The sequence below is a fragment of the Roseococcus sp. GW821-FHT12F05 genome (assembly GCF_058806835.1).
In genome coordinates this window covers 1-11921 of sequence record NZ_JBXAQB010000032.1, presented here as the reverse complement: position 1 = coordinate 11921, position 11921 = coordinate 1, and the positions used below count along the sequence as shown (strand labels likewise).

Here is an 11921-nt window from a genome sequence, read left to right as displayed (position 1 = left end):
CCCATGTTAGGCCAATTGCAGCCAGCCCTGTTCACCACCGATCAACGGTCGTTGGTCGGTCGTGAACATGCTGCGATTGAGGGCGGTCACGGCTTGGGCGCATATCGGTCCTGCCATTCCTCAGCCGTCATCTCCGGCGCGACATCAATCGCGAACCTCCCGGCGCGCGGCCTCCTCGGATCGTCCGCATGCTGGCCCCGACGGATGATCTGCATCAGCTCCTCATCGGTGAGGTCCTCCGCAGGGTGCCCGCCGCTGATCACCGCACCCGGCGCGAACTCGTGCTCGACCTGCTGCTTCTCCCGCCAACCCGCACGCGCCTTCATCCAGAAGATCGCCGCCGCGACGTTCTTGCCCTCGGTGGCCATCCGGAACAGCGACTGGGCCACCTTGCTCGTCGCCTCGATGGAGCCTTTGTCGATCTCGTTGCGGAAATGCTTGCGCAGCGTCTTGGCGTCGATGTCGAAGAACGTCGCGATGTCCTCTTGCGGGATGCCATAGCCCGACATGGCCCGCACCGTGCGCCGCTGCTCCTCCGTCGGGCAGTAAGACAGGCCCTGGGTCATGGCGCTGCTTCGGCGTCGGACGCGGCCTCAGCGGCCCGCTGGGCGGCCGTGGCCTCGTAGCTGGCACCATCGGCCTCCAGCACCGCCAGGTGCCCTGTGAAGGCCTGCCAGCGCAGCACGGCCACGTCGACATAGGCCGGCGACAGCTCGACCGCGTGGCACGCGCGGCCCGACATCTCAGCTGCGATGATGGTGGTGCCGGAGCCGCTGAAGGGCTCGTAGACAGCCTGGCCGGGCGAGGAGTTGTTCTCGATCGGCCTGCGCATGCATTCGACCGGCTTCTGGGTACCGTGGGTCGTGGTCGCGTCCTGGTCGCGGGACGGGATGCTCCACAGCGTCGTCTGCTTGCGGTCGCCCGACCAATGCCCGGTGGCCCCGCCGCGGACCGCATACCAGCAGGGCTCGTGCTGCCAATGGTAGTGCCCGCGGCCCATGACGAGCCGCTCCTTCGCCCAGACGATCTGCGCGCGGATCTCGAAGCCGCAGGTGGTCAGGCTCTCGGCGACCGTTGTGGCGTGCAGCGCGCCGTGCCAGACATAGGCAACGTCGCCAGGAAAGAGGGCCCAGGCTTCACTCCAGTCGGCGCGGTGGTCGTTCTCGACCAGGCCTGTGCGCTCGGTGCTGGAGATGCCAGCGCGGTTCCGCCAGCCCGGGTCGTAGTTCACGCCGTAGGGCGGATCGGTCACCATCAGGTGCGGGCGAACGCCGGCGAGGAGGGCCTCCACCACCGCCGCGTCAGTGCTGTCGCCGCAAATGATCCGATGCCGACCGAGCACCCACACGTCGCCGGGCCGCGACACGGGGATCTCGGGCGGCGAAGGCACCTCGTCCGGATCGGTGAGCCCGGTCGTCGGCTCAAGCAGGAAGCCCGCCAGCTCGTCCTCGCTGAAGCCGGTGAGCGCCAGGTCGAAACCGTCGCTGTTCAACTCGCCCAGCTCAAGCCGCAGCATCTCGTCATCCCAGCCGGCGGACAGCGCAAGGCGGTTGTCGGCGAGGATGTAGGCCCGGCGCTGGGTGGGCGTGAGGTGGGACAGCTCGATGGTCGGCACCTCGACCAGGCCCAGCTGGCGCGCAGCCATGACACGGCCGTGGCCGGCGATGATGCCGCGGTCGCCGTCGACCAGCACCGGGTTGGTGAAGCCGAATTCCTTGATCGAGCCGGCGATCTGCGCGACCTGGGCCGCCGAGTGCGTGCGCGCGTTTCTCGCGTAGGGCACGAGATCCTCGACGCGGGCCCGGTTGTAGGCCGGAAAGATGGGGGAGGGGCCGGCGATGTCAGGCGTCACGAGTGCGACCCTCCAAGACAGGCGGGTTCCAGTTAACGTTCTCCCGCGTGGCATTCACCGGATCGATGATGACGATCTCAACGGGGAGCGACTTGGTTTCGGGCACGAGCGGCGCCTGCTCGACCTGCTTCTCGCGCCAGCCGGCGCGCGCATTGAGCCAGAAGATGCTGGCCGCAACGTTCCCGGGCGTCGTCGCCTGCTTGAAGAAGCACTGCGCCACGCGCGTGTTGGCCTCGATCACGGCCATATCCAGCTCGTGCCTGAAGTGCTTGCGCAGGGTGCGACGTGATGCCGATGGCCAGCGCGATGTCGTCCTGCGGCACGCCGTAGCCGGCCATCGCGTGGACCATGCGACGCTGCTCCGGCGTCGGGGCGAAGCCAGGCGCGCCCATGGACGGGGCCCTGCGGTTTGTAGGTCGGGAAGCAGCGAGCCGGCACGCGCGGCACTCCGTTGCGGCCCGCTGAATCTAAGCAATGCACGGCGCGAATACATCGTGACAGAACTTCGATAGAGTTCCTTGTTTTGCGGTGCGACCCTGCCCAGCGTGAAAACGGGAGGCTGCCGGCAATGTGGAAAGCCCATCGGGTGAGGGGTGGTGGGGGGTCTACCGATTCTCCTGCTACACGCGCGCACGTGTGGCGCATCAACCGGTGAACCCCTCACTACCCCTCACCCTGGCTTCGCGTTCGCCTCCTGGTCAGCCTTCTGTTGGCGGTCGTGGCGCTCAGCATCCGTCAACAGCTTGATGCCTCGGACATAGGGCAAGCCATTGATGGTTGTGTAGTGAATGGCGGGCATCTTCTCGAGCAAGCCGCGTAGCCGTCGGTTGTCCGCAGTGGGCTCGCCGTTCTCCTGGCAGAAATCCATGAAGCTCTTCAGGAGCTGACCGGGACGAGCCGACCAATTGGCATGCAGGTCACAGCACTCGTCCAACCAGCGGCCGAAGAGGTCCTGCGATTTAAAATACTCCGCCGTCGTCGCCTTCACGATGTCCGGCTGCATCAGGCCACCCGACTGCCACGCCAGGCAGCCGTCGATGCACCATGCCAAGATGGCCGGCCATTCCTTTCGCAACTTGGCCTCGAGTTCGCGATCGGGCTTCTCGGGCTTATGAATGAATGGAACGACGTTGAAACGCCGCCTGGCCGCGTCGTCCACGTTCCTGAGGCTGGGCTTGTGATTGCCGATGATGGTGAGCTTGAACTGCGGACAATAGGTGAAAAAGTTCTGGCGCATGAAGCGTGCCGTGATGGGGTCGCCGCCGGTCATCTGCTTAATGCGGGCCTCGGCCCATGCCCGCCCTTCCTCGGTTTCGTTTGCCGTCACGAGACGTGCGCCGTGAAGCATCGCCAGGTCGGTTGGATGCTTGTCGTTGTGGCTCGCGGTGAAGGTGTCCATGGCGGCCACCGCCGCGTAGTCGCCCATGATGTTCGCGATGGTGTTGAGCCACACGGATTTGCCGTTGCCGCCCGGACCGAAGCCGAACAGAAGTGCGTGCTCCTTCGTGTCGCCAGTCAGGCAATAGCCGCACCAACGCTTTAGGAACCCGATAAGCGCAACGTCATTCTGCGTCGCGTCGCCCAGGAACTTCCGCCATGTCGGGCAGTCGGCATCGGGCGGTGCGGGCGCGACAGCAGTGATTCGCGAGATCATGTCGGCCGGCTGCGCGGGCCGGGTTTGGCCCGTCCGGAGATCGACGACACCGCCGGGCGTGGCCAGCAGATAGGGATCGCGGTCCCACTCGAGCGCCGTCACCGCGAGCGCCGGGTCGCGCTGAGCAAACCTCTCCACACCTCCCGCGAAGGATGCCTTGCCTGTGATCGCCTGCGTCTTGAATTCCGTGTTGGAATTGGCGTCGGCGACGATCAGGCGGGCGAAGCTGAAGCCGACGTGCTTTTCGTCTCGACGCCAAAAGGTGCCGGTCCATTCGTACCAGGCGCCGGCGCTGTGGCAGTAGCGAAGGCGATCGCGATATCGTGTGACGAAGGCGACTGCCACACCGTGCTCAGTGAGGAGGACATCTTCATTGATGGCATCGCCGGCGGCGTCCCACGTGCGCTGCAGCTGTCGGTCGTCGCCTTTCTCCTCCTTCCAAGCCCTGGCGTCAGCGTCGGCATCAAGCGCCGCCACGAATTGCTCGAAGGTGCCGCCTGCGCGGCGCGTCTCGCACGCGATCCTGAAGGCGACGGTGCTGCGGGACCGATCGGTTCCGGCTGCTTTGCGCTTCTGCTGGCCAGGCTGCTTGGTGGAGCGGGATTTTTCCTCTGGCGCAGCCCCCACAAATTCGGGGCCGATCACCTCGATGAGGTCGATCAGCGTCTCAGTCGACACGAGCTTCAGCTCGACCGAAGCACCCTCCAACCTCTGATCCGTCACGGCGAAGTACCGGTTGCCCAGATAAAGTTCGATGGCGGGAGGATGGTCGCTTCCGGACTTCCGCTTGAACTGCTTGCCGTGCTCCGTTCCCATGACATTGCGCAGGGTCGGCAGTTCGGCTCCGTCATAAAGGAAAAAGATCTTCACTCCCGTCCCCGAGGGCGAGACCTCTGCATAGGAAGCGAACAGCTCCAGGACCTCCGACGCCCACGGTGCCAGCGCTCCCGTCGGCATCGATCGGCACGTGTCGAGGTCGATACCGCCTATCGCAAGACCATTGTGGTCGCCCAACTCGAGGCCGACGCCACCAGCACCGAACGGACGTGGCAGCTTTGCAGCCCGAATCTCGGCAGCGTCTCGGCTGCCCCAGGTCGCTGGCGCGTCCGCCCTGGCCTTTCGGCCGTCAGGTGCATAGGGAACCTTGGTCGCCTTTCCTTGCGGTCCGCGACCTTCGGTCTGCCACGCAACCCATCGCGGCAGCCCGGACAGAGTGGCCACCGTGACGGAGGGACGGTCGAAGCCATCAGGCATGACCGACCTCGGTCCACCTGGACAGATTGTGGCTGCGCCTGTGCATGGTCAGCCACCCACCTTGCGCTGCCGGGCCTCATAGGCCTCGACATCCTCGAGCGCATAGACGACGCGGCCGCCGATCTTGATGTAAACGGGGCCGATGCCGAGCCAGCGCCAGCGCTCCAGGGTACGCTCGGAGATCCGCCAGCGCTCGGCGAGATCGTGTTGATGAAGGTGCCGGATAGCCACGTCGATGATCCTCGCAACAGGGTGAACCGATGCGTGGAATCTGGCCCGCCTCCACGGCGGACAGTCAGGCGTCTAGAGAGCGAACAACAAGGCGAAGAACTGTCAGAGGCGGAACCGCCAGCCGCTCGGACTTTGTTCGAGGAGGGGTTTGAGCTTCGCCCAATTGTCCGGGCCAAAGAACCGCCTGAGAGAGCCATCACCGGAAATGGCCTTCGACTTCGTCCAATGGCCGGCCTGCGACGCCGCAAGCAGCTTTCGGATGGCCGCCTTCCTGTCGCCGCTTCGGAGCAGCATGATCGTGGTGGAGCCGACTTGGAGGGCAGTTTCGTCCGGTGACAGGTGCGGCCGATCCGGTGCTGGAACCTCGCCGAATTTCCGCAGCCGGCCCGCCAGAAATTCCGGCGACACGGCAAGCCCATCAGGCGCGAGCAGGATCTCTCCCAGAGACATGACCACCGTGCCGGCTGGAGATTCCGGGAATCCGGATGGCTCGCTAGTCGTCACGATCACGCGCACCCGCTCGGTCGGCCGGGCATCTAGCGCCTGTACGATGGCTCGCTGAACATCCGAACGATTGATTCGCCTCACAAACCAGAGGGAGTGAACGGCACTACGGAGGAGCCGAACTGAGCCAAGATCCCAAATCATTCCTGCAAGCAACTCGTGCGGGCGCTGACGGAACGCGAACTTCAGACCAGCCGTCATCTCTTGCAGCGCAGCAGTGATGTCCAGGCGGTACATCGCTAACTGCGTAGGCTCTATCGCCACCGGACCATGCACAGGATCGAACACACCAGGGGAGCCGTTTGGGAGCTGCACGACCGGCAACGGCACATCGTCATGCCCCGTGGCGGAAGTCGCGACGGCTTCGTGGCCTTCCGCGACGAGCAGCGCTGCATTCCTAAGCTGGTAAGCAGCGGCACCAATGAGCTCTATGGCGGCGGCAGAAACAACTGGCTGTCGCAGTTCCAGCAACTCCAGCACAAGCCGGACCGCCGGCCCGCCGAGACCGCCCGCTTGGGAGTTAGGCTTGTGCAACGATGCCCCAGCGCGCGAGATACTTCCGACCGATGAGCTGCTCGCGCTTGGTCCTATCCTTCACGTCGCAGCCGGCAGGCATAGTGATGGTCACAGGCATTGTCCGCTTGCCGTTCGGCCCTTTGAGATTGAACTGGACGCTGAACGAAGCTCGGGTGATGCGGTGGCCGCGTAGCAGAGGGTCGTTCTCGCCAAATTGCTGGGCTGCTAACTGCCAGAGGTCGCGCTTCGAGCCTCTCATGCACTCAAGCGTGATTCTGTCGGAGGGAGCGTCGAACGGCATCAGCCGCAGCGACTTGAGTTGCACCCGCTCTATATGGTCGACGGGGTCCGTGGGGAACTCGAACGGCCGGCGAAGGACGTCGAGATTATAGCGCCGAAGCTGGAAGCGTTCCCCGGAAAGCGGCTGTTGCAGGAGGTGCTCGCAGACCATCTGGGCGAGCTTCAGGCGATGGTCAGCCGTCGGTGCCACGGCTTCGATCAGGCCGATATCGGGCTCGTACGTGACGGTCGCCTCGACGACTGGTCGATCCGGGACATGTTCGATCTGCTCCCCGTTGAATTGGCGGCGATACTCGGCACGGCCCTCGCGATAGATGGCGACTTGGACCAGCCTTTTTGCCTCTTCCTCTTCGATCCGCGTCCGGTTGCAGATCTCCACCATCGCGCGGTTGCTGCCAAAATGCTCCGCAACGGCTTTCCGCAGGTTATCCCTCGCATCGGGCGAGCGCAGGACTGTCACGTCCTTCGAGGTCAGAAAGCCGTCCCAGCGCTGTCCCATTCGCCGATCATCGGCGTAGCGGGCCTCTTCAGCGCGGGCGAATTCCGCCGGATGGTGGAGGAGAAGCCAGAGTGCCCGCGCCCGCCCGCTTTCTCGTGCCGCGAGTTCGACTGGTTGGGTCGAGACGGACTCCAATGCGGTTTGGCCCGCCTCGTCAGCCATGTGATCGACGCGCTCAGCATCATTGGCCACGCGGGCAACAGCGAGGTCGCCTAACGTGTCGAGAGCAGTCTGCAAGCAATCGGCCTTGAGCTGGGCGGGCGCTTGCCACGGAATGTCGTCCGGAACCGAAATGTGCCTGATCCGAAAATACTCGATCAGGTCGGCCGAGCTGATGCTGCGTAAGAAATCGATGAGAGTCATGTTCAATTCCCCGGCGGCCGATCCCCCGATTCGACCCTCCACACTCTGACAACTTAGCACAGCAAGTCACTCTGCTGTTCCTTTGTTTTCGCTCGACTTCGCAGGGGTGGAATTCAGAGTTGTGTGCGGAATGACCGCCCGGGCAATGGTGCTCGTGCAATGCCGACCACGACCCCCAACCTCCACCTGACGCCACACCTGCGCGATGTGTGCTCGATCCTGGCGGTTGGGATGGTGCGGCTTCGCCGCCGCACCGCCGAGGACTTCGACCGCGACCTCGGGGTTCACGGAGAGACTTCGCTACACTTCGACCGGCTTCAGAGCGGTGGTGTCACTCCCAAACCGAGGGAGATCCCATGACCATCCGAGTTGCCCCGCCGGCTGCGACCCCGTTGCCGACCATACCTGCCATCTCGAGAGACGAGGTGCTGGGCCGGCTGGCCTGGATACAGACCGCGCCGATCGCCCAGCTGAAGGACCAGTGGCGCCAGCTCTACAGCAAGGAGCCGCCGCCCTTCAGTCGCAGCTACATCACCAGCCGGCTCGCCTATCGCATCCAGGAACTGGCCTATGGCGGGCTGAAGCCGGAGACTCGGGCGCGCCTCGAGGCGCTTGGCGAGCAGCTGGACGGCGGCAATGTCGTGCTGCGGCGTATCCGCGCCGACAACCGGCCGCTGCCGGGCACGCGGCTGATCCGCGAGCATGATGGCGTGCAGCATGTCGTCACCGTCCGTCCCGATGACTTCGAGTTTGAGGGGCGGCCGTATCGATCGCTTTCTGCCATCGCGCGGCACATCACGGGCACGCGCTGGAATGGCTGGACCTTCTTTGGGTTGAAGGGGAGGGCGGGCGCATGAGCCGCCGCAAGCTCCCCGCCGATGGCATCATGCCGTCCACCACGAAGAAGCTGCGCTGCGCGGTCTATACGCGGAAGAGCACGGACGAAGGGCTCGACAAGGAGTTCAACACCCTCGATGCGCAGCGCGAGGCGTGCGAAGCCTATATTGCGTCCCAGCGGGCCGAGGGGTGGGTCTTGGTCAGGGACCGCTACGACGATGGCGGCTTCTCCGGCGGCACGCTGGAGCGACCGGCGCTGCAACGCCTGCTGCGCGACATCCGGGCCGACCTGGTCGATGTGATTGTGGTCTACAAAATTGATCGCCTCAGCCGCTCGCTGATGGATTTCGCCAAGCTGGTGGAGGTGATGGACGCGCATGGCGTGACGTTTGTCAGCGTGACGCAGAGCTTCAATACCACCACGTCGATGGGCCGGCTGACGCTGAACATCCTGCTGTCCTTCGCGCAGTTCGAGCGGGAGGTCATTGGCGAGCGAATCCGCGACAAATTCGCCGCCTCCCGGGCGCGCGGGATGTGGATGGGCGGGAAGGTGCCGCTCGGGTACGACGTGAAGGATCGGAAGCTGATCCCGAATGAAGACGAGGCGCCCCGGGTCCGCCGGGTGTTCGGGCTTTTCGTCGAGACAGGATCCGTCACTGAGACTGCCAGGCGGCTGCAGGCCGAGGGCGTGACCAGCCGCTCGGGTCGGCTGCTCGATAAGGGTGATGTCTACAAGCTGCTGAACCTGCGGACCTACGTGGGGGAGGTGACGCACAAGGGGCACGTATTTCCTGGTGAGCATCCGGGCATCGTGTCGCGCGAGCTATGGGATCAGGCGCACGCTATCCTGCAGACCAGCCCGCGCGCTCGGACTCAGCCGCGCCAACATGCCCCGGCTCTCCTGAAGGGCCTGATTTTCGGGACGGATGGCCGCGCGCTGTCGCCGACGCATGCGGTGCGACGAGGGCGTCTGTACCGCTACTACGTGGCCCAGAGGGTACTTAAGGGTGGTGTGCATGACGGCGATTGCATCGTGCGTCGTGTTTCGGCCGCGGCTATCGAGACGGCGGTGATGGATCAGGTGCGGGCGCTGCTGCGGCAGCCGGAGGTCGTCGTGGGCACCTGGCGGGCGGCGCAGTCCGAGGCGCCTGGGCTGACCGAGCACGAGACACGGGAGGCGCTGCAGCGACTGGATCCGCTCTGGGGCGAGCTGTTCCCGGCGGAGCAGGCGCGGGTCGTGCAGGCGCTGGTTGAGCGGGTCACCGTCGGACCGGCCGGCGCGGATATCCGGTTGAGGGTGGAGGGGCTCGCTGGCCTGGTTCGCGACCTGGGCGCCATCAGCCCGCATGCGCTGGCGGCAGCATGAGCGAGGCGGAGAGCATCACCGTTCGGGTGCCGCTTGAGATCGGCCGGAAGGCTGGGCGCAAGACGGTCATCGTGCCAGTGCCCAAAGATGGCAATGAGGATGTGCAGTCGACGCGGTCCGACCCGGCGCTGCTCAAGGCACTGGCGCGAGCGTTCCGATACCAGAAGCTGCTGGACGGGGGGCGGTACGGGTCAATCACTGAGATGGCGCGCGCGGAGAGAATTGAGCGCGGCTATCTCGGCACGCTGCTGCGGTTGACGCTTCTGGCGCCCGATATCGTCGATGCAATCCTCGACGGGCTCGACTGTGAGGGGATCACCTTGCCGGCGGTGCTTGAGCCGTTTCCCGGAGATTGGACGCGTCAGCAGGATCTTCTGTTGGCTCCTTAGCACCACGAGGCTTGAGTCGGCTCTGCGCCCGTTCCGGTCATCCGCGGGCCGTCTTGGGCCTCCTGGCAGCGGACGTAAGCTTTCGCGATCGAGGCCTTAGACCTGCATCGTTATGGCGCGATCCCTATGGGTCTGTCCTTGACCGCGCCCGCCTCCCCTTTTGCGCGGAGAGCGTGGAGCCACGCTCCATCCCTGTCTTGGAATCCGCACCGTCAGGCTTCGAGGCCTGATCGAAGCACACGATCAGCAGATCGGTGAGAACCCGTATCTTCCGCGAGGGAAGGTGGCTGGGCGGCCGGATCACGTAGACTCCCGCCGGAGGCGGCGGGTACCGCGTCATGATGGGAACAAGCGCGCCAGAGGCCAGATACTCCTGGGCGATGCCGTCCGGGATCCAGGCGATGCCAAGGCCTGCCACTGCGGCGGCGGCAAGCGCGGTGGCGTTGTCGGCCTTGAAGCGTCCCTGCGGGCGAACCGTGATGATCTTGTCGCCATCCAGGAACTGCCACGCTTCGGTCCCCTGCATGAGCGCCTGATGCGCGACGAGTTCATCCGGCGTCTCGGGGGAACCGTGCGCTTCGATGTAGTCTGGGCTGGCAACAAGCTGGCCGTAGATGGGCCCGACGTGTCTCGCGATCAGACTGGAATCCTGGAGATAGCCAATCCGGATCGCGCAATCGAAGCCCTCCGCGATGAGGTCGACGAAGCGATCGGTGTAGGATGCGTGGATGTGGAGTTGTGGGTGTCGCCGTGCCATGTCGGCGAGCACGGGGGCGAGGTGAGTTGGTCCGAAGGTCAGCGGCACGGCAACTCGTAAGCGGCCGCAGAGGTGACCGGCAGGCAGGATCGTTTCCCTCGCCAGGTCGATCTCGGCGCACGCCTTGGCGGCATGCTCCCGAAACGTGCTTCCGGCTTCCGTCAGTGCGGCGCCGCGGGTGGTCCGTGCAAGAAGCTGAACGCCAAGCTCCGCCTCGAGCCGGACGAGGCTCCGGCTGACGATCGACTTGGAGACGCCAAGCCGCCGGGCAGCGGGCGAAACTCCACCGGCATCGGCAACCTCCACAAAGGTCCGCAGATCCTCGATGTCCAAGATGGCGTTCCCCGATGTGCGACACAGCTTAGCACCGTGCAGGGCTACTGCACCGCAAGCAGGAACGACAATGTCCATCCCGGGACGTGGCCGCAGTCGGCGCATGTCCTTCCGCGAGCACCTCGCTCACAACAGCGGCAGAGGATGGACACATGACCTTTCGCAATGGCCTTGCTTCGCTTCTTCGTCCCGAGGATTCCGTACTCGTGCTGATCGATCATCAGCCCTACCAGCTGGCGAACGTGAACAGCCACGAACCGCAGATGGTGATCAACAACACGGCCGGGCTGGCGAAAGCCGCCAGGGCTTTCGGTGTCCCCACCATCCTGACCACCGTGATCGCGGCACGGGGCGGCCTGCTTTTCCCCCAGATCGCCGATGTCTTCCCCGGCCAGGAGGTGATCGACCGGACGCTCATCAACACCTGGCAGGACCCGAAGGTGGTGGACGCGGTCAAGGCGACGGGCCGCAAGCAGCTGGTCATCGCCGGCCTGTGGACCGAGGTCTGCGTCGCGATGCCGGCGATCCAGGCTCTCGGCGAGGGCTGGGACGTGACGGTGATCACCGATGCGTCCGGTGGCGTCTCGGTCGAGGCCCATGAGGTCGCCATCAAGCGCATGATCGCGGCCGGCGCGAACATGATGACCTGGCTGGCGCTGGCGGCCGAGTGGCAGCGCGACTGGGCCCGGGCTGAAACTGCCGCCAAGCTGACCGAGGTGATCACGCAGCATGCCGGCGGCAGCGGCATCGCCTATCTGTGGGAGCAGCAGCTGCTCAACACGCCGGTGCCGAGCACCGCGGGCTGAAGCGTGCGGGGGATGACGAGAAGCGTGAGAGATGTGCCCCCAAGCGGGCTATGGCATATCGGGCATCGTCATCCCCATTCCCTCCTGGAAGGAGCGTCCGACAGCCGCAAACGAGACATCGAAGCTTTGCTCCTGAGGGGTCCGCTTTCCGATGGCAGCGTCAGGAAGCGGCCGTTCCGCTTACGGCCAAACTCAGACACATTGGCGACGCGAGGTTATCCGCAGCTCGCGCACGTCATCAGCCCACGCTTCTCCCGTGC

General features: G+C 65.0%; 12 protein-coding genes. 4 read left to right on the top strand and 8 right to left on the bottom strand.

What is annotated here, in order from left to right; all coding sequences use genetic code 11:
- Nucleotides 1–86: 86 nt before the first annotated feature.
- The 7 genes from AC1ROY_RS33705 to AC1ROY_RS33675 all read right to left on the bottom strand — a co-directional run bounded on the left by AC1ROY_RS33705 (nt 87) and on the right by AC1ROY_RS33675 (nt 7173).
- On the bottom strand, nt 87–566 hold the full coding sequence (locus AC1ROY_RS33705) for a hypothetical protein (protein ID WP_493153339.1): 480 nt from the start codon (nt 564–566) through the stop codon (nt 87–89).
- A complete protein-coding gene (locus tag AC1ROY_RS33700) occupies nt 563–1852 on the bottom strand; it encodes a site-specific DNA-methyltransferase (RefSeq protein WP_493153338.1) in 1290 nt (429 codons plus the stop codon). The genes AC1ROY_RS33705 and AC1ROY_RS33700 overlap by 4 nt, the downstream gene beginning before the upstream one ends.
- Nucleotides 1842–2099, bottom strand: a complete 258-nt coding sequence (locus tag AC1ROY_RS33695) for a hypothetical protein (RefSeq protein ID WP_493153337.1) — start codon at nt 2097–2099, stop codon at nt 1842–1844. Before AC1ROY_RS33695 ends, AC1ROY_RS33700 begins: the two co-directional genes overlap by 11 nt.
- A 423-nt stretch (nt 2100–2522) precedes the next feature.
- Nucleotides 2523–4760 (bottom strand): phage/plasmid primase, P4 family, encoded by a 2238-nt coding sequence (locus AC1ROY_RS33690; RefSeq protein ID WP_493153336.1) that lies wholly within the window; start codon nt 4758–4760, stop codon nt 2523–2525.
- Between the two features lie 48 nt (nt 4761–4808).
- Nucleotides 4809–4991 carry a helix-turn-helix transcriptional regulator gene (locus AC1ROY_RS33685; protein WP_493153335.1) on the bottom strand — a complete coding sequence of 61 codons (183 nt, stop codon included), beginning with the start codon at nt 4989–4991 and terminating at the stop codon, nt 4809–4811.
- 102 nt (nt 4992–5093) lie between these two features.
- Complete coding sequence (locus AC1ROY_RS33680; RefSeq protein ID WP_493153334.1) at nt 5094–5975, bottom strand: hypothetical protein; 882 nt, start codon at nt 5973–5975, stop codon at nt 5094–5096.
- Between the two features lie 40 nt (nt 5976–6015).
- Nucleotides 6016–7173, bottom strand: a complete 1158-nt coding sequence (locus AC1ROY_RS33675; RefSeq protein WP_493153333.1) for a hypothetical protein — start codon at nt 7171–7173, stop codon at nt 6016–6018.
- A 356-nt stretch (nt 7174–7529) separates the two neighbouring features.
- On the opposite strand from AC1ROY_RS33675, the gene AC1ROY_RS33670 reads away from it, so the two are divergent.
- The 3 genes from AC1ROY_RS33670 to AC1ROY_RS33660 are packed head-to-tail and all read left to right on the top strand — an operon-like array spanning nt 7530 to nt 9765.
- Nucleotides 7530–8030 (top strand): DUF2924 domain-containing protein, encoded by a 501-nt coding sequence (locus tag AC1ROY_RS33670; RefSeq protein ID WP_493153332.1) that lies wholly within the window; start codon nt 7530–7532, stop codon nt 8028–8030.
- Complete coding sequence (locus AC1ROY_RS33665) at nt 8027–9376, top strand: recombinase family protein (protein WP_493153331.1); 1350 nt, start codon at nt 8027–8029, stop codon at nt 9374–9376. The genes AC1ROY_RS33670 and AC1ROY_RS33665 overlap by 4 nt, the downstream gene beginning before the upstream one ends.
- Nucleotides 9373–9765, top strand: a complete 393-nt coding sequence (locus AC1ROY_RS33660; protein ID WP_493153319.1) for a hypothetical protein — start codon at nt 9373–9375, stop codon at nt 9763–9765. The genes AC1ROY_RS33665 and AC1ROY_RS33660 overlap by 4 nt, the downstream gene beginning before the upstream one ends.
- 124 nt (nt 9766–9889) lie before the next feature.
- Here AC1ROY_RS33660 and AC1ROY_RS33655 read toward each other — a convergent pair whose 3' ends face one another.
- Nucleotides 9890–10855 (bottom strand): LysR family transcriptional regulator, encoded by a 966-nt coding sequence (locus AC1ROY_RS33655; protein ID WP_493153330.1) that lies wholly within the window; start codon nt 10853–10855, stop codon nt 9890–9892.
- Nucleotides 10856–11007: 152 nt separating this feature from the next.
- Between AC1ROY_RS33655 and AC1ROY_RS33650 the strand changes: the two genes are divergently transcribed.
- The gene (locus tag AC1ROY_RS33650; protein ID WP_493153329.1) at nt 11008–11661 is read left to right on the top strand and encodes a hydrolase; all 654 of its coding nucleotides are present in this window, start codon (nt 11008–11010) and stop codon (nt 11659–11661) included.
- Nucleotides 11662–11921: the final 260 nt, after the last annotated feature.